Source organism: Nocardia asteroides, assembly GCA_019930625.1.
In the GTDB taxonomy this organism is placed as follows: domain Bacteria; phylum Actinomycetota; class Actinomycetes; order Mycobacteriales; family Mycobacteriaceae; genus Nocardia; species Nocardia sputi.
On the sequence record CP082844.1, the window covers coordinates 4,152,984 to 4,170,159 of the forward strand.

Genomic DNA, 17,176 nt, shown 5'->3' on the forward strand with positions numbered 1-17,176 from the left:
GGGCATGTCCTGCGTTTACCCAGCGCTATCGGGAGTGGATCGGCACGATCCGCCCTGATAGGCGACCGGTGTACGTGTGACGTGCACCACCGGCGGGGCGGCTTCCGTCGCGGCGGTTCCGGCAGGAATCGGGTGTGAGCGGACCGGTCCGGGATATACGGAGTTAGGACGAGGGGAAGACGACATGGCAACCGACTATGACGCACCGAGGCGCACCGAAACCGACGATGTGTCGGAGGATTCGCTGGAGGAGCTGAAGGCTCGTCGTAACGAGGCACAGTCCGCCGTCGTGGATATCGACGAATCCGATACCGCGGAGTCGTTCGAGCTTCCCGGCGCCGACCTGTCCGAGGAAGTGCTGACGGTTCGGGTGATCCCGAAGCAGGCCGACGAGTTCACCTGTTCCAGCTGTTTCCTGGTCCATCACCGGAGCAGGCTGGCCAGTGAGAAGGGCGGCCAGATGATCTGCATGGATTGCGCCGCCTGATCTCGACGAAATCGAACAATGTGTCAGCCCGCGCTCGGTAGGCCGAGCGCGGCAAGGACCCGTTCGGGCCGCCGCGTACTGACCAGCCAGTACGGCGTCGGATCGTCCGGGTCGTCGAGCACGAGCAAAACCATCGGCCCCACCCAGGGGCGATGCTGGACATAGGCGGCGGGGTCGAGCTGGCGACCCAGCGCCGCGCTTTTCGCGGTGGGGGCGACGATGGCCGCGCGGGCCACGAAATTCACCGGCAGATGCGCGCGATCGGCGCGCAACTCCGGTGTCCCGGTCGCGTCCGGCGCCACTTCGACGCGATGTCTGCTCAGCCACAGCAGCACCCAGACCGGCACCGGGAACAGCAGCACGTAGGGCAGCCACGCCCGTAATCCCGGGGCTCCCATGTGGATCTCCGCCGCGAGCAACCCGGTGAGAGCGAAGGCCACGGGCCACCACCACAGCGGCACCCACAGACGCTCCCGGTACAGGTGCGCTTGCTGCATTTTCTCGTCCGCGGTCATGGGATTGGGCTGGTCCGACACGAGTCAACACTAAGTCACGAGGGCGAACAGCCTACGCGTAGGCTCGTCCAACGTGAGCGCACTTTCACCCATACCCTTGCTGCGGCTGGACCCCGGCATACCTGTGCCCACGCGCGCCCATGCGGGCGACGCGGGCGTGGATCTGTGCACCACGCAAGACGTCATCCTGGAGCCGGGCGAGCGGGTGCTGGTCGGCACCGGTGTCGCCGTCGCGCTACCGGCCGGCACGGTCGGCTTGATCCATCCGCGCTCGGGTCTGGCGGCCAAGGCCGGCCTGTCGGTGGTCAACACCCCGGGCACGATCGACGCAGGGTATCGGGGCGAGATCAAGGTGTGCCTGATCAACCACGACCCGCGCACGCCGATCGAGTTGCGTCGCGGCGACCGGATCGCGCAACTGCTGGTGCAACGAGTGGAGCTGGTGGATTTCGTGGAGGTCGACTCGCTCGACGAGACGACCAGGGGGGCGGGCGGCTACGGCTCCAGCGGCGGCCACGCGAGCCTGACCGCGCAGACGAACGGGGCGGGCCGGACGACCGGCAAGGAGGCATGACGGGAATGTTCGGAAAGAGAAAGAAGTCGAGCCGGGCCGCGGACGACCGATACGACGAGGCGGAGGACTACGCCGACTACGGGCCCGAGTCCGACTACGAGTCCGACTACGAGTCCGACTATGAGTCCGACTACGACGACGACTTCTACGACGACGCCCCCACCGACGAGCGCTCGTACGAGGGCGTCGACCTCGACGCCGACCGGCCGCACGGCCGACCCGGCCCCTACGACTACGACGAGGTCGCCGAACTGCTGGATTCGGTGTCCGAGCAGCGGCTGGATCTCGGGTCGGTCCTGTTGCCGGTCCCGCCGGGCGGTCAGCTGCAGGTCGAGATGACCCCGGAGGGGCAGCCGCAGGCGGTGCACCTGGCCACCGAGCACGGCCGGATCACCGTCGCGGCCTACGCCGCGCCCAAGACCTCCGGCCAATGGCGGCTGGTCGCCGCGGATCTTGCCGACTCGCTGCGCAAGGACGGGGCCAGGGTGTCGGTGGAGAACGGCCCGTGGGGCCGGGAACTGCTGGCCCTGACCGAGGGCGCCGACCTGCGTTTCATCGGTGTGGACGGCTATCGCTGGATGGTGCGGCTGGTCGCGGCGGGCCCCTCGGGCGCTGCGGACGACGGCAGTCCGCTGGTGAAGGCGGCGCGCGCGATCTTGAGCGAGACGGTGGTGCGGCGTGGCGAGGACCCGCTGCCCGTGCGCGAGCCGCTGCCCGTCGTGCTGCCGCAGCAGTTGTCCGAGCAGCTGGCCGCGGCCCATCAGCAGCAGGTGGAAGCTCAACAGCAGGCGATGGCCGCGCAGGCGGCGGCGCAGACCGGCGCGCAGCCGGTGGTGCCGCGAATGTCGCAGGGACCTCGACGCGGTGCGGACGGCTCGGCCATGCAGCAGCTCGGCCTGAACTGAGCCGGCCGAGCCGACGAACTCACTCGAAGGCGCCGAGCCCCGCGTGCCCCAGTATCGCGGGGTCGGCGCCGAGTTCTTCCAGGGTGATCCGGTGCAGGTGGGAGTGCGGGGCCGCCGCCGCCCACTCCTCGGCCACCGCCGCCGGGTGCACCGGGTCGTCGACCGCGGCGACCACCGCGAGCGGCGGCTCGAAGGTGGCCAGCCGCTCGACGTCCGGCCACTTGTAGTCCGCGGCCTCCTCCAGCGCCTGCGGAAGATCCGGCCACTGGGCCCGCCAGGACTGGGTCAGCGCGTCCGCCAGCCACCGCGGACTGCTCGACCGCATGCGGTCGAGCACCGTCGCCAGACCGTCGGCGCGCAGTTGCGCCGCGGTGGCCGCGGCGCTGAGCGCGGCCGGGCAGGCGGCGGTGTCGCTCCCGGTCCAGGCGGGCAGCGCCGCCACGACCCCGACGACGCGATCCGGATGCTCGGCCGCCCACTCCAGTGCTATCGCGGCGCCGAGCGAGATCCCCGCCGCCAGCACCGGTGCCGAATCCGCCGCGGCGTCCAGCGCGGCCCGGCAGCTCGCCACCACGCGGCGCGGGTCCGGTTCCACCGCGACGAATTCCAGTCCGCGGGCAGCGCTGGCGGGCCCGAAGGCGCGCCTGGCGAAGGCGGCGTCGGACCCAGTTCCGGGCAGTGCCACGACGCGAGCGAGGTGTGGGGAGGCGAACATCGGTCCGAGCGTAGCGGGGGTCGCCCGGCCCATCTACAGTGGCGTTGTACGGCCACGACAGGTCGTGCGGATCGGATCCCTCACGATGGTGTGCAACCCACGCCATCTGCTCTACGCAGGAGAGCGTGCACAATGTCATCCGCAGCCTCAGGATATTTTCGCCGTCTGGGCCGCAGGCTGACCGAAGACATCGATCAGCTGGATGCCGAAGAGCTGGCCGAGACATCCGAGGCCTCGGGAGCGTGTCGCGCGTCCGAGTGCCGACGCGGTGACGAGGCCACCATGCTCGGTAGGCTCCGCAGCGTCGAAGCGTGTCCCAAGTCCGCAGGCGCCAGCGTCCAGGCGGAGTTCTTCGACGGCACCGACGCCATCACGCTGGTCTGGATCGGGCGTAGGCGCATTCCCGGCATCGAGCCGGGTCGGCGCATCCTCGTCCGTGGCCGGGTGGGCGATCGGGACGGCCGCAAAGTGATCTTCAACCCCTACTACGAATTGCGCGGGAACAGCTGACGTATGCCATTGAGCGACGACAACGCAGGATCGGACGACCGCACCGGGCTCGCCGTGCCCGACCGTGAGGAAGAACGTGCCGAGCAGACCCTCCTCGAACAACTCGGCGGCTTCAGCGGCCTGATCTACTCGACGCTCCCCGTTGTCGTGTTCGTACCCGTCAACAGCGTCGCCGGGCTGACCGCCGCCATCTGGTCGGCTCTCGGGGTGGCCGCCGCCATCCTCCTCTGGCGTCTGGTGCGGCGCGATCCCATTCAGCCCGCCATCTCGGGCTTCTTCGGCGTCGGCATCTGCGCTTTCATCGCCTACCGGATGGGCGAGGCCAAAGGTTTCTTCCTCTTCGGCATCTACACCAGCCTCCTCTACGCCGGGGCGTTCCTCGTGTCCATCCTGGTTCGTCGGCCGTTGGTCGGCGTGATCTGGGGGGTGCTCAACGGCCACGGCTCGGACTGGCGGTCCGATCCGCGCGCGGTGCGACTCTACGACCTGGCCACCACCACCTGGATCGTGGTGTTCGGCGCGCGCTACCTGGTGCAGTCGCAGCTCTACGACACCGACCGTACCGGCTGGCTCGCGTTCGCCCGCATCGCGATGGGCTGGCCGCTGACCGCCGTGGCGCTGGGCGTCACCATCTGGGCGGTGCGCCGGGCCGGTCACTTGCCCACCAAGACGGCGGCCGCGACCGGCTCGGCCTGAGCCGTTAACCCTGCGCCGCCGCCCGGCGAAAACCACAGGGGTGGGGTAAGTCCCACCGCCGAGGTGGGTGGTAATCCACCCTGGGGTGCCTGGTTGCCGTTCCGCGTTCATCAGACGATCTATGCGTACCGAGAACACGCACTGATCGGCAAGAAAGGACTCGGACGTGGCTACCGAGCACAACACCGCGGCGCTGCCCAAGAACCACCATCCCGCTCTCTCGGAGAGCCGGCGGGTATCGGCCGAGTTGGACAAGCTGATCGGCCCGGCGGCCGCGGGCGACCGGCAAGCGATCAGCGAGATCATCCGGATCGTGCACCCGCTGGTGCGCCGCTACTGTGGTGCGCGCCTGGGCAACACGGCCCATCTGCACGTCACCGCCGACGACGTGGTGCAGGAGATCCTGCTGGCCACCGTGAACGCCATTCCGCGCTACCGCGATCAGGGCAAGTCGTTCCTGGCCTTCGTCTACGGCATCGCGGCCAACAAGGTCGCCGACGCGTTCCGCCGCTCGCAGCAGCATCCCGCCTACCCGACGCCCGACGTCCCGGACCGCGCATCATCCGCGGCCGGCCCGGAGGAGTGGGCGCTGGCCTCCGAACGGCGCACCGCCACAAGGGAGCTCATGAAAGTGCTGGCGCCCGCGCACCGTGACGTGCTGGTGATGCGCATCATGCTGGGCTGGTCGGCGGCGCAGACCGCCGAAGCCATCGGCACCAGCCCGGGCGTGGTCCGGGTGATGCAGCACCGGGCGCTGAACAAGCTGCGCGCGCAGCTGAAGCCGGCCGCGTAGTCCCGCGGCGGCGCTTCGCCGACAACGCCTCCGGCCGTGTACGGGGAGTTATGGCCTGATGCCGTGATTGGCGAGTTCCACCCGGAGGTCCTCCTCTGCCTCCACCGAGGTCACGAACAGCAGCTCGTCGTCGCCTTCCAGCGCGTCGTCCGGCTGCGGCACGATCACCCGCCCGCCACGCAGGATGGTCACCAGGGCGGCGTCGCGCGGCAGGGTGAGCGTGCGCACCGGCTTGCCCGCCAGCGCGGTGTCCGCGGGCAGTGTCATCTCCACCAGGTTCGCCTGGCCCTGACGCAGCGTCATCAGGCGCACCAGATCGCCGACAGACACCGCCTCCTCGACCAGGGAGGCCAGCAGCCGCGGCGTGGATACCGCGACGTCCACACCCCAGGAACCGTCGAAGAGCCACTCGTTGCGCGGGTCGTTCACGCGCGCCACCACGCGCCGCACCCCGAACTCGGTCTTGGCCAGCAGGCTGTGCACCAGGTTCGCCTTGTCGTCACCTGTGGCCGCGATGACCACCTCGTAGGTCTCGAGCCCGGCCTGCTCCAGTAGCGCGAGTTCGCACGCGTCCGCGTGCACCCAGATCGCGTCGGGGATCGCGACCGCATCGATGTGCTCGAGCTGACGCTCCAACAGCATGACCCGGTGTCCGCCGCGCAGAAGCTCCCTGGCGATCGAACGGCCTACGGCGCCCGCTCCGGCGATGGCCACTTTCATGTTCAATCCTCGCTCGCTGGGGGCTTGGTGGCCATGGCGACGGCTTCGCCCACGGTGCCGGATGCGGCGGCCACATAGACGATGTCGTCGGCCTGGATGATGGTCTTGCTGTCGGGAAGCAGCGCCTGGCCGAACCGGATGATGAACGCCACTCGGGCCGAGATGGTCTGCTCGAGGTCGCGCACCGTGCGGCCGTACCACTCTTCGTGCAGCGTCAGCTGGGTCACAGCAACCGTTCCGGTCGGGTCCCGCCAGGTGGTGGTGCCGGTGTCGCCGATGAGCGCGCGCAGGAAGCGGTCGGTGGTCCACGGGACCGTCGCGATGGTCGGGATCCCGAGCCGTTCGTAGACGGCCGCGCGCTTGGCGTCGTAGATGCGGGCGACCACCCGCTCCACCCCGAACATCTCTCGGGCGACCCGGGCGGAGATGATGTTCGAATTGTCACCGGAGGAGACCGCCGCGAACGCTTCGGCTCGCTCGATTCCCGCCTTTATCAGCACATCTCGATCGAATCCGACGCCTGTCACCCGCTCACCGGGGAAGTCGGATCCCAGGCGTAGGAAGGAACTGGGGTCCCGATCGATCACGGTGACCTCGTGACCTACGCGGACCAGGGCATGGGCCAGTGACGAGCCGACCCGCCCGCACCCCATGACCACTACGTACACCGTGCAACCTCGTTCCTGAAACCATGGTGTTCGGTCTGATCTGCCGTTCGGTCGAACGCTACCCGTCGAATGATTCCACCGGCCACGTTCCCCCTCCAGCCCGCGAGCAAACCTGCGAGCCACGCGCGCGATCCACCGTGCGGGGGCCTATGCTCGCTCCAGTGTCCAAGTTGACGACGGCAGCGAAGCGAGTGCTGCTGGGCAGGCCTTTCCGTAGTGACTCGCTCAGCCACACACTGCTGCCGAAGCGGATCGCGCTTCCGGTGTTCGCTTCGGACGCCATGTCGTCGGTCGCCTACGCCCCCGAGGAGATCTTCCTCGTCCTCTCGGCTGCCGGGGTGGCGGCGTACCTGTACGCCCCGTGGGTCGGATTGGCGGTCGCCTTCGTCATGGCGGTGGTGGTGGCCAGCTACCGGCAGAACGTGCACGCCTACCCCTCCGGCGGCGGCGACTACGAGGTGGCCACCACCAACCTCGGCCCCAACGCCGGGCTGACCGTCGGCAGCGCGCTGCTGGTCGATTACGTACTCACCGTCGCGGTGTCGATCTCTTCGGCCGCGTCGAATATCGGCTCGGCCATTCCGTTCGTCGCCACCCACAAAGTGCTGTTCGCCGTCGTAGCCATCGCGGTGCTGACCGCGATCAATCTGCGCGGCGTGCGGGAATCGGGCACCGCGTTCGCCATTCCGACCTACGCGTTCATCGCCGGCATGTTCGTCATGCTCGGCTGGGGGCTGATCCAGATCTTCGTGCTCGGCGAGGAGTTGCGGGCCGAATCGGCCGACTTCGGGTTGATCGCCGAGCACGAGCACCTCTACGGATTGGCGTTCGCCTTCCTCATCGCGCGCTCGTTCTCCTCCGGCTGCGCCGCGCTGACCGGTGTGGAGGCGATCAGTAACGGGGTGCCTGCCTTCCGTAAACCCAAATCGCGCAACGCCGCCACCACCCTGCTGATGCTGGGCGCGATCGCGATCGTCTTGCTGATGGGCATCATCATCCTCGCCCAGAAGATCGGAGTCGTCTACGCGCACAACGTCGCCGACCTGACCGGCGCGCCGCCCGACTACAGCCAGAAGACGCTCGTCGCACAGCTCGCCGCGACGGTGTTCCACGGTTTCCCGCTCGGATTCTTCTTCATCACGACGGTGACCGCGCTGATCCTCGTGCTCGCCGCGAACACCGCGTTCAACGGGTTCCCCGTGCTCGGCTCGATCCTGGCGCAGGACCGCTACCTGCCGCGCCAGCTGCACACCAGAGGCGATCGGCTGGCGTTCAGCAACGGCATCCTGTTCCTGTCCGGCGCGGCCATCGCGTTCGTGGTGCTGTTCGGCGCCGAGGTGACCAAGCTGATCCAGCTGTACATCGTCGGCGTGTTCGTATCGTTCGTGCTCAGCCAGACCGGCATGCTGCGCCACTGGACCCGCCTGCTGCGCACCGAGACCGACCCGGCGCAACGCGGGCGGATGAAGCGATCGCGGGTGATCAACGCGGTCGGTCTCTCCGCGACCGGAGCGGTACTGGTGATCGTGCTGATCACGAAGTTCTTCGCGGGCGCCTACATCGCCATCTTCACCATGGTCGCGATCTTCGTCGTGATGAAGCTGATTCGCAGGCACTACGATTCGGTCGCGCGTGAGCTGGACGAGCACGAGTGGGACGGCGTGCTGCCCAGCCGCTCGCACTCCATCGTGCTGGTCTCCCGGCTGCATCTGCCGACCCGCCGCGCGCTGGCCTACGCGCGCGCCAGCCGCCCCGACACGCTGGAGGCGGTGACGGTGAACGTCGACGATGCCGACACCAGGGCGCTGGTGCGCGAATGGGAGAAAAGCGATATCACGGTGCCGCTCAAGGTCATCGAGTCGCCGTACCGCGAGATCACCAAACCGGTCCTCGACTATGTGAAGCGGGTGCGCAAGGACGCCCCGCGCGACGTGGTGACCGTGTTCATCCCCGAGTACGTGGTCGGACACTGGTGGGAACAGATCCTGCACAACCAGAGCGCGCTGCGGTTGAAGGGCAGGCTGCTGTTCGAGCCGGGCGTGATGGTGACCAGCGTGCCGTGGCAGCTGAGTTCGTCGGCTCGGGCCAAGGCGCCGGGTGTGGTGAACGCGGCCGGTGCGTGGCGGCGCGGCTACGAGGACCGGACATGACGCTCGCGGAGCATGCGCGATGAACGATCGGCGGACGAGGACGTTCGAGGTGCGGCTCGGGCCGCCGGGGCACGGCGGCTTCTGCGTCGCGCGGCACGAGGGACGCGTGGTGTTCGTCCGGCACGGACTGCCCGGTGAGCTGGTGCGGGTCCGGGTCACCGAGGATCGCGGCGGCTCGTTCTGCCGGGCCGACGCGGTCGAGGTGCTCGAGGCGTCACCGGACCGGGTGCCCGCCATCTGCCCGGTCTCCGGTCCCGGTGGCGCGGGGTGCTGCGATTTCTCGTTCGCCACGCCGACGGCCCAGCGCACGATGAAGGCCGCGGTGGTGGCCGAACAGTTGCGACGGGTGGCCGGTATCGAGCGCGAAGTGCTGGTGGAGCCGATCGGACCCCCGGACGCGGTCGGCGGATGGCGTACGCGGGTACGGCTCGCGGTCGACGCGCACGGCCGCGCGGGAGTACATCGTTATCGCAGCACCGACGTGATCGCGGATCTGCGGTGCCCGCAACCGGTCGCGGGGGCACTGGAGGGAATCGCCGACCGGCAGTGGACGCCGGGCGCGGACTTGGTCATCGCGGTGGACGGTGACGGGATCCGGCACGTCGTCGAGCTGGCGCCCGCCGCCGAGGCCGAGCCGGTCAGCCGGGGCGGGGATCGGCGCGGCCCCGGCGGGAGTGGGCGGCGATCGGAGACCGGTGGTCCGGACCGGCGTGAACGCGCCGGAAGCGGTCGGCGTGAGCGGCCGCACGGCCGCGATCAGCGTGGGGGACGGCGTGGCGGCGGCGGAGCGTGGGCCGGCGCGGACAACCGGCGCGACGGCAGGCGCGAGGCGTCCGCGCGACGTGCCGCGGCGCACGCGGCGCGTGACGAGTGGGTGTTCGAGGGAAGCGGCCGCGCGGTCGAGTACGTGGCTGGTCGCCGGTGGGAGGTCGCGGCGACGGGCTTCTGGCAGGCACATCGCGGTGCGGCGCAACGCTATTCGGATCTGATCGCGCAGTGGTCGGACCTCGGGCCGGGCGGGCGGGCCTGGGATCTCTACAGCGGCGCGGGGGTCTTCGCCGCGCGCCTGGGCGAGCAGACCGGGCGGACCGGGGTGGTGCTGGCGGTGGAATCCGCGCGGCCCGCGGTGGCCGACGGGTCCGCCGCGTTGCGTGATCTGCCCTGGGTGGAGCTGCGGGCGCAGCGGGTGGAGCGCTGGGTGCTCGAGCACGTCGGCGCCGCCGCGCCGGATGTCGTCGTGCTCGACCCGCCGCGCGCGGGCGCGGGCAAGGAAGTGGTCGGCGCGGTCACCGCCAGCGGGCCTGCGCGCATCATCCACGTCGGGTGTGATCCCGCCTCGTTCGCTCGCGATCTGGGCCTGTACCAGGCCGCGGGCTACCGCCTCGCCGATCTGCGCGCCTTCGACGCGTTTCCCGCCACGCATCACGTCGAATGTCTTGCGTTGCTGCGGCGGTGAGTGCAGGGTCACCGCCATGACCGTGTATGTGATCGCACAGCTGAAGTTCACCGATCGCGCCGCTTACGATCGCTACCAGGCGCGATTCCTGGACGTCTTCGTCCGCTACTCCGGCACGCTGCTGGCGGCCGACGAAGCCCCGCAGACCATCGAGGGCGTCACCGACCGCGAAAAGGTGGTGCTGATGTCCTTTCCCGACGAGCCGTCGTTCCGCGCCTGGGCCGAATCGCTGGAATATCAAGAGATCTCGAAGGATCGTCATGCCGGAGCGGACACGGTGAGCCTGTTGGTGCGAGGTCTCGGTCACGGTTCGTGAACCACCGGACCTCCGGCACGATGGAGGGATGATCCATCACGTCCAATTGTGCTGTCCCGCAGGCGCCGAGGACCGGCAGCGTGGTTTCTATGCCGGGGTACTGGGGTGGCCCGAATTGCCGAAGCCGCCGCTGTTGGCCGCGCGCGGCGGCTGCTGGTTCCGTGTCCCGGGCCACGGCGGTCCGGACGGGGAACTGCACGTCGGCGTGGAAGCCGACTTCCGTCCCGCCGTCAAGGCGCACCCCGCGTTCGTCGTGAACATCGATGCTGTCGCCGAAGCGGTCGCAGCGGCCGGATATCCGGTCGCGTGGGCCGATCCGGCGGAGATCCAGGGCCGGCGGCGGTTCCACACCCACGACGCGGTGGGAAATCGGCTGGAGTTCCTCGCCGGTTGAGATCAGGCGGGCCTCCGGTTACCCGGGGCGTCGGACCGCCTGGCCGTGGCGATGTGCCGTCACTCCAGTTGCCAGGTGACGCGGATACCCGCCGAGATTTCGCTCTGGCCCAGTTCGACCGGGATGGCGGCGGCGCGGTAGGCCTCCATGGGCGCGGACAGGGACTGCGCGCGCGGGACCGGAGGGGCGGCGGCGGTGTCCTCGGTGATCTCGACGACCTTGCCCAGCGCCCGCTGCGCACGTTGCGCGTACTGGTCGGCCTTGGCCCGGGCGTTCTCCCAGGCGGCGTCGCGGGCCCGGGTGAGCAGGGACTCCTGGTCGGCGAAGGTGAGGACGAGACCGCCGAGGCGGACATCGTCACCGCCCGCCTCGACGCAGTTGGCGATGACGGTGCCCGGGCCGGGATCGGCTTCCTCGCCGATGTCACGCAACGCGACGGTCAGCGACGTGCTCGCGAGGTAACCCGTGATGCGGTTGCCCTGACCCTCGGTCCAGACCGTTTCGGTCTGCACCGACAGTCCGCTGGTGGCGATGTCCGCGCCGTCGACGCCGTCGGACCGCAGCGATCGCGCGACGGCGGCGACGCGCTCGCCCGCCTGCCCATAGGCGAGCGCGACCTTGCTCGCCCGCGATTCGACGGAGATCGTCACCCGCATCAGGTCCGGGGTGGCGCGGGCGGTGCCGTGCCCGTAGGTCGTGACGGCGCCTGCGCGCGAATCGGTCTTCTTGCCCACGGAACTCTCCTCGTCGGTCGCCTGTCGAGCCGTACCGCACCATCGTGCCCGCTTCGATCGCCCGCGACATCGCTTGCTCGGGCCGGCCCACCCTGGCGCCGCATGCCGGGTACCGTATGTCGAGGCTCACATTTCGATGCCATGCGGGTCGGTGTGATCGTTCTCGTGCGGGAGCATCGGCCGCCGCTCCGTAGACTGATGGATCAGATGCGCTATCCGGAGGGAGCTAGTTCAGGTGGGAGTGCTTTCCCGGGTCGACACGCCCGATGATCTGCGCCGGCTGACCGCGCCGCAAGTGCGCGAGCTGGCGGAGGAGATCCGCGAGTTCCTGGTGCGCAAAGTCGCCGCGACCGGTGGGCACCTCGGCCCCAACCTCGGTGTGGTCGAGCTCACCATCGCGCTGCACCGGATCTTCGACTCGCCGGCCGACCCGTTGATCTTCGACACCGGGCACCAAGCCTACGTGCACAAAATTCTCACCGGCCGCAAGGATCAGTTCGACTCGCTGCGCAAGCAGGGCGGCCTGTCCGGCTACCCGAGCCGCGCCGAGAGCCCCCACGACTGGGTGGAGTCCTCGCACGCCTCGGCAGCGCTGTCCTACGCGGACGGTCTGGCGAAGGCGTTCGCGTTGAGCGGGCAGGACCGGCACGTGGTCGCGATCGTCGGCGACGGGGCGCTCACCGGCGGCATGTGCTGGGAAGCGCTCAACAACATCGCCGCCGCCCCGGACCGGCCCGTCGTCGTGGTGGTCAACGACAACGGCCGCTCCTACGCGCCCACCATCGGTGGCCTGGCCGAGCGGCTGACCGCGCTGCGCACCCAGCCCGCCTACGAGCACGCGTTGGACACGGGCAAGCGCCTCTTGAAGAGCATTCCCCGGGTGGGCGAATCGGCGTACTCGATGGTGCACGCGGTGAAGGCGGGCATCAAGGACGCGGTCAGCCCGCAGGAACTGTTCAGCGATCTCGGCCTCAAGTACGTCGGGCCGGTGGACGGCCACGACGTCGTCGCCCTGGAGGCGGCGCTGCGCCGTGCCAAGGACTTCGGCGGCCCCGTCGTGGTGCACGCCGTCACGCAGAAAGGCCGCGGCTACGCGCCCGCCGAGAACCATGTCGCCGACCAGATGCACGCCTGCGACCCGATCGATCCGCTCACCGGCGTCCCGGTCGGCGGTCCGAAGGCGCGCGGCTGGACCTCGGTGTTCTCCGAGGAACTGATCGCGCACGCCGAGCGCCGCGCCGACATCGTCGCCATCACCGCGGCGATGCCCGGCCCGACCGGACTGGCGGCGTTCGGGGAGCGCTTCCCCGACCGGATGTTCGATGTCGGCATCGCCGAACAGCACGCCATGGCCTCGGCGGCGGGGCTCGCGCTCGGCGGCATGCATCCGGTGGTGGCGATCTATTCGACGTTCCTCAACCGCGCCTTCGACCAGTTGCTGATGGACGTGGCGTTGCTGAAGCAGCCGGTCACGGTGGTGCTCGACCGTGCGGGCATCACCGGCTCCGATGGAGCGAGCCACAACGGCATGTGGGATCTGTCGGTGCTCGGGATCGTCCCCGGCATCCGGGTCGCCGCTCCGCGCGACGCCGCGACGCTGCGTGAGGAACTGGCCGAGGCGCTCGCCGTCAACGACGGGCCGACCGCGCTGCGTTTCCCGAAAGGCAGTGTCGCCGAGGACATCTCCGCGGTGGAGCGGCTGGACGGCATCGATGTGCTGCGGATGGCCGAGCCGGACGGCGGCTCGGTGCAGGCGGTGCACGGCGACGTCCTGCTCGTCGCGGTGGGCTCGTTCGCGGCAGCGGCCCTGGAAGCGGCGAACCTGCTGGATTCCGAAGGGATTTCGGTGACCGTCCTCGACCCGCGCTGGGTGCTGCCGGTCTCCGACACGTTGCTCAAACTCGCGGAGAACTACCGGCTCGTGGTCACCCTGGAGGATGGTGGGTTGCACGGCGGCATCGGTTCGACGGTGTCGGCCCGCCTGCGCAACTCCGGGCTGGACATCCCCACCCGTGATCTCGGTGTGCCGCAACAGTTCCTGGAGCACGCCTCGCGCGGTGAGGTGCACACCGAACTGGGCCTCACCGGCCCGGACATCGCCCGGCGCATCAGCGGGTGGCTGGCAGCCCGCTGACGCGGGCGCTCGAACCGCACCACCCGGGGGAATGTTAGACCGACGGTAGCAACGCGGCGGTCAACCGCGGCACCGCGAGTTCCCGCTGCCAGGGCCGGGCGCCGCCGGACTTCAGGAATCCGTCGACGGCGGAGGGTTCGGCCACGTCGTAGTCGGGCAGCCCGTCCCAGCACAGGCGGCGGACCAGGTCCGGCGCGAGCAGGTTCTCCACCGGAATCCCGTGCTCGGCCGACAGCTCGCCCATGGCGGCACGCGCCCGGGCCAGGCGGGCCGCCGCGGCCGGGTCGCGGCGCTCCCAGCGATTGACCGGCGGCGGGCCGTCGAAGGGCTGGGTGAGCGGCGGCAGCTCGCTGTCGGGCAACGTGCGGCCACGCTCGATCGCGGCGAGCCATTCGCGGGAATACCGGCGCTGTCGCGGACCCCCGAACACGGGCAGGGTGCGCAACTGCGCGATGGATCTGGGCTCCGCGGCCGCCGCGGCGATGATCGCGGCATCGGGGAGGATACGGGCGGGCGCCACGTCACGGGCGCGGGCCAGCGTGTCCCGGGCGGTCCACAGCTCCCGCACCACCGCCAGCTGCCGGGTGCGGCGCAGCGTGTGGATGCCCGAGGTGCGCCGCCAGCGTTCGGCCTTCGGCGCGGGCGGATCCAAGGTGCGAACGTGCTCGAATTCTTGTGCCGCCCAATCCGTTTTGCCTTGCTCGTCGAGAGCGGCGGCCACGGCGTCGCGCAGTTCCAGCAGCAATTCGACGTCGAGGGCGGCGTAATTCAGCCACTCGGCGGGCAGGGGACGGGTGGACCAGTCGGCCGCCCCGTGGCCCTTGCGCAGTGCGCGACCCAGCAGACGCTCCACCATCGCCGCCAGCCCGACCCGCTCGAAACCCGCCAGCCGTCCGCCCAACTCCGTGTCGAAGAGCCGGGCCGGGCGTAAGCCGAGCTCGGCCAGACCCGGCAGGTCCTGATCCGCGGAGTGCAGGACCCACTCCAGTCCGTTGATCGCCTCGGCCAGCGGACCCAGAGCGTCGGTGACCGGAATCGGATCGATGAGGAACGTGCCCGCGCCCGCCCGGCGCAACTGGATCAGATACGCGCGTGCCGAATAGCGGAACCCGGAGGCGCGCTCGGCGTCCACGGCCAGCGGGCCGGTGCCCGCGACCAGCAGGGCGGCGGCCGCGCTGATCTCGGCGGCGGTGTCCAGTACCGGTGGCACGCCCTCCGTCGGCGCGAGCAGGGGCGTCGCGACCGAGGGTTCGTTTTCATCTGGTACGGACATGGTGATGAACTTTACGTGCCGACTCGACGGCGCCGCCGTCCTATCGGCGCATATGTGTCGACGGATCGGGCCGGACGGGCCCGGTGGAGCGGGTGTCGATGGTTCCGTCGCAGGTCACGCTCTGCCACGGGTCTGCTCAGGGGTGATCGCCGGACAGCCCGGGTGGTACGCGCAGCTGGGTGACCCCCGCCGGGGGGAGCCCGGCCGCGTAGGCCAGCACCTCGCAGAACGCCTCCAGATGTGGGCGCAGGTCGGTGGTGACGGGCGTCCACGAGGCGCGTAGTTCCAGCTGATGAGCGCGCGGTGGACCGGCGATGTCCCCGTAACGCACCGAACTGGTCGAGGTCACCGTGCCGCCGAGCGCGGTGAACGGCTCGGTCCGCGACTCCAGTGCGTCCACCAGCCAGCTCCACGCCACCTCGGGTAGCAGGGGGTCGGTGGCGAGCGCGGCATCGATGTCGGCCTGGATGTAGGCGACCAGACGCAGGGTGCCGTGCCAGGTGTCGTCGCCGTCCGGATCGTGCAGCAGGATCAACCTGCCGAAGGCGTCGCCTTCGGAATCGACCGGAACCACGGCGGCTTCCGGATGTTTGACCTCCGCGCCGATGGCGTAGGAGTACGGTGCGAGTCGTTGCGGCGGCCGGATGGGCGCGAGCTCGATCCGAGGGTGCACGGTTGCGGTGCCCATCGCCTCGACCGCGGCGCGAAACTGAGCTGGCTCGCCATCGGGTCCTTCGGTCGGTGCGGCGCCGTCGCGGAAGTCGAGCGGTGTCACGAATGCTGACGGTAGACCTTGTGCACCCGGCGCAGTCGGAGGCGCGCCGCTGTAGGCGATGCGGCGTCGGCGCGGTCATCTCTGTCGCCTCCGCGTCCGCCCCTCCCGCCGGGCCCGCATACGATAGCCGTGATGAGCACTCATACCCGCCGCCGGTTGACCGATGCCCCGTTCCTGGCCGCCGCTACCGGCGCGACGCCCAGCAGGCGTCCGGTGTGGTTCATGCGCCAGGCAGGACGCTCGCTGCCCGAGTACCGCGAGGTGCGGGCGGGCATCGGGATGCTCGAGTCCTGCTTCGATCCGGAGCTGGTGTGCGAGATCACCTTGCAGCCGATCCGCAGGCACAGGGTCGACGCGGCGATCTTGTTCTCCGACATCGTTGTTCCGCTCAAGGCGGCGGGCATCGATCTGGACATCGTGCCCGGCGTCGGCCCGGTGGTCGCCGCGCCGGTGCGGACGGTGGACGACGTGCGCGCGCTGCCCCGGTTGCGCCCCGAAGAGGTCGGTGCGGTCACCGACGGCGTGCGCCTGCTGGTGGACGCGCTGGGGGAGACGCCGCTGATCGGGTTCGCCGGCGCGCCGTTCACCCTCGCCTCCTACCTCGTCGAGGGCGGTCCGAGCAAGAACCACGAGCGCACCAAGGCGATGATGTACGCCGACCCGCAGACCTGGCACGCGCTGCTCGGCGTGCTCACCGATATCACCATCGCGTTCCTGCAAGCGCAGCTGGCGGCGGGCGTCGACGCGGTGCAGCTGTTCGACTCCTGGGCGGGCGCGCTCTCGCTGGCCGACTACCGCAGTTTCGTGCTGCCGCATTCGGAGCGGGTGTTCGCCGAGATCGCCGACGCGGGCGTGCCGCGCATCCACTTCGGCGTGGGGACCGGCGAGCTGCTCGGCGCCATGAGCGAGGCGGGCGCCGATGTGGTCGGTGTCGATTGGCGGGTGCCGCTGACCGATGCCGTCCGCCGCGTCGGAGCCGGAAAAGCGTTGCAGGGCAATCTCGATCCCGCCGTGCTGTTCGCCGGACCCGCCGCGATCGAACAGCAGGTCCGGCGGATCGCGCGCGAAGCGGACGAGGCGATCACGCTCGGCGCCACCGGGCACATCTTCAACCTGGGCCACGGGGTGCTCCCGGATACCGATCCCGGCGTGCTGACGGCATTGGTGGAATTGGTTCACGAACTATAGGGCGGTCAGCATGGCGATTTCCGAGAACGCGGACGAACCGTCATCGGCGTGCCGTCCGAGCGAGGTCAGCTGACCTGTGCCACGCGCCGGCCCGGAGTACCGGGCGTCCATGGCGCGCTCGATCGAGCCGGGTCCCGTTTCGGAATGGTCGACCCGCCGCCGATATGCAACCG

General features: G+C 69.9%; 19 protein-coding genes. 12 read left to right on the forward strand and 7 right to left on the reverse strand.

The window, feature by feature from the left end:
• Positions 1-184: 184 nt before the first annotated feature.
• Positions 185-487, forward strand: a complete 303-nt coding sequence (locus K8O92_19145; GenBank protein ID UAK30074.1) for a DUF4193 domain-containing protein — start codon at positions 185-187, stop codon at positions 485-487.
• A gap of 23 nt (positions 488-510) precedes the next feature.
• On the opposite strand, the gene K8O92_19150 is transcribed toward K8O92_19145, so the two are convergent.
• Positions 511-984 (reverse strand): DUF3093 domain-containing protein, encoded by a 474-nt coding sequence (locus tag K8O92_19150; GenBank protein UAK35812.1) that lies wholly within the window; start codon positions 982-984, stop codon positions 511-513.
• A 91-nt stretch (positions 985-1,075) separates the two neighbouring features.
• Here K8O92_19150 and dut point away from each other — a divergent pair, with 91 nt between their 5' ends.
• Both dut and K8O92_19160 read left to right on the forward strand, forming a co-directional pair.
• Positions 1,076-1,576: a dUTP diphosphatase gene (dut, locus tag K8O92_19155; protein ID UAK30075.1), complete on the forward strand. Its 501-nt coding sequence runs from the start codon at positions 1,076-1,078 to the stop codon at positions 1,574-1,576.
• A gap of 5 nt (positions 1,577-1,581) precedes the next feature.
• Positions 1,582-2,481, forward strand: coding sequence for a DUF3710 domain-containing protein (locus tag K8O92_19160; protein UAK30076.1), 900 nt, complete (start codon positions 1,582-1,584; stop codon positions 2,479-2,481).
• A 19-nt stretch (positions 2,482-2,500) separates the two neighbouring features.
• Here K8O92_19160 and K8O92_19165 read toward each other — a convergent pair whose 3' ends face one another.
• Positions 2,501-3,196, reverse strand: a complete 696-nt coding sequence (locus tag K8O92_19165; GenBank protein ID UAK30077.1) for an alpha/beta fold hydrolase — start codon at positions 3,194-3,196, stop codon at positions 2,501-2,503.
• Positions 3,197-3,328: 132 nt separating this feature from the next.
• On the opposite strand from K8O92_19165, the gene K8O92_19170 reads away from it, so the two are divergent.
• The 3 genes from K8O92_19170 (at position 3,329) to K8O92_19180 (ending at position 5,195) form a co-directional block, all read left to right on the forward strand.
• A complete protein-coding gene (locus K8O92_19170) occupies positions 3,329-3,706 on the forward strand; it encodes an OB-fold nucleic acid binding domain-containing protein (GenBank protein ID UAK30078.1) in 378 nt (125 codons plus the stop codon).
• Between the two features lie 3 nt (positions 3,707-3,709).
• Positions 3,710-4,402: a DUF3159 domain-containing protein gene (locus K8O92_19175; GenBank protein UAK30079.1), complete on the forward strand. Its 693-nt coding sequence runs from the start codon at positions 3,710-3,712 to the stop codon at positions 4,400-4,402.
• A gap of 166 nt (positions 4,403-4,568) precedes the next feature.
• Positions 4,569-5,195 carry a sigma-70 family RNA polymerase sigma factor gene (locus K8O92_19180; GenBank protein ID UAK30080.1) on the forward strand — a complete coding sequence of 209 codons (627 nt, stop codon included), beginning with the start codon at positions 4,569-4,571 and terminating at the stop codon, positions 5,193-5,195.
• Between the two features lie 48 nt (positions 5,196-5,243).
• Here the strand turns inward: K8O92_19180 and K8O92_19185 are convergent, their stop codons facing one another.
• Both K8O92_19185 and K8O92_19190 read right to left on the reverse strand, forming a co-directional pair.
• Positions 5,244-5,915, reverse strand: coding sequence for a TrkA family potassium uptake protein (locus K8O92_19185; protein UAK30081.1), 672 nt, complete (start codon positions 5,913-5,915; stop codon positions 5,244-5,246).
• Positions 5,916-5,917: 2 nt separating this feature from the next.
• On the reverse strand, positions 5,918-6,583 hold the full coding sequence (locus K8O92_19190; GenBank protein UAK30082.1) for a TrkA family potassium uptake protein: 666 nt from the start codon (positions 6,581-6,583) through the stop codon (positions 5,918-5,920).
• A 161-nt stretch (positions 6,584-6,744) separates the two neighbouring features.
• Between K8O92_19190 and K8O92_19195 the strand changes: the two genes are divergently transcribed.
• The 4 genes from K8O92_19195 to K8O92_19210 are packed head-to-tail and all read left to right on the forward strand — an operon-like array spanning position 6,745 to position 10,899.
• Positions 6,745-8,733, forward strand: a complete 1,989-nt coding sequence (locus K8O92_19195) for an APC family permease (protein UAK30083.1) — start codon at positions 6,745-6,747, stop codon at positions 8,731-8,733.
• Between the two features lie 19 nt (positions 8,734-8,752).
• Positions 8,753-10,189 (forward strand): TRAM domain-containing protein, encoded by a 1,437-nt coding sequence (locus tag K8O92_19200; protein ID UAK30084.1) that lies wholly within the window; start codon positions 8,753-8,755, stop codon positions 10,187-10,189.
• 16 nt (positions 10,190-10,205) lie between these two features.
• Positions 10,206-10,505 (forward strand): DUF1330 domain-containing protein, encoded by a 300-nt coding sequence (locus tag K8O92_19205; protein ID UAK30085.1) that lies wholly within the window; start codon positions 10,206-10,208, stop codon positions 10,503-10,505.
• Positions 10,506-10,533: 28 nt separating this feature from the next.
• Complete coding sequence (locus tag K8O92_19210; protein ID UAK30086.1) at positions 10,534-10,899, forward strand: glyoxalase; 366 nt, start codon at positions 10,534-10,536, stop codon at positions 10,897-10,899.
• Positions 10,900-10,958: 59 nt separating this feature from the next.
• Here K8O92_19210 and K8O92_19215 read toward each other — a convergent pair whose 3' ends face one another.
• On the reverse strand, positions 10,959-11,633 hold the full coding sequence (locus K8O92_19215) for an SIMPL domain-containing protein (protein ID UAK30087.1): 675 nt from the start codon (positions 11,631-11,633) through the stop codon (positions 10,959-10,961).
• Between the two features lie 235 nt (positions 11,634-11,868).
• On the opposite strand from K8O92_19215, the gene dxs reads away from it, so the two are divergent.
• Positions 11,869-13,767 (forward strand): 1-deoxy-D-xylulose-5-phosphate synthase, encoded by a 1,899-nt coding sequence (gene dxs, locus K8O92_19220; GenBank protein UAK30088.1) that lies wholly within the window; start codon positions 11,869-11,871, stop codon positions 13,765-13,767.
• A 34-nt stretch (positions 13,768-13,801) separates the two neighbouring features.
• Here the strand turns inward: dxs and K8O92_19225 are convergent, their stop codons facing one another.
• Positions 13,802-15,040, reverse strand: a complete 1,239-nt coding sequence (locus tag K8O92_19225; GenBank protein ID UAK30089.1) for a ribonuclease D — start codon at positions 15,038-15,040, stop codon at positions 13,802-13,804.
• 136 nt (positions 15,041-15,176) lie between these two features.
• Complete coding sequence (locus tag K8O92_19230; protein UAK30090.1) at positions 15,177-15,815, reverse strand: DUF3000 domain-containing protein; 639 nt, start codon at positions 15,813-15,815, stop codon at positions 15,177-15,179.
• A 123-nt stretch (positions 15,816-15,938) separates the two neighbouring features.
• Between K8O92_19230 and hemE the strand changes: the two genes are divergently transcribed.
• Positions 15,939-17,003: a uroporphyrinogen decarboxylase gene (gene hemE, locus K8O92_19235; GenBank protein ID UAK35813.1), complete on the forward strand. Its 1,065-nt coding sequence runs from the start codon at positions 15,939-15,941 to the stop codon at positions 17,001-17,003.
• Positions 17,004-17,176 lie beyond the last annotated feature (173 nt).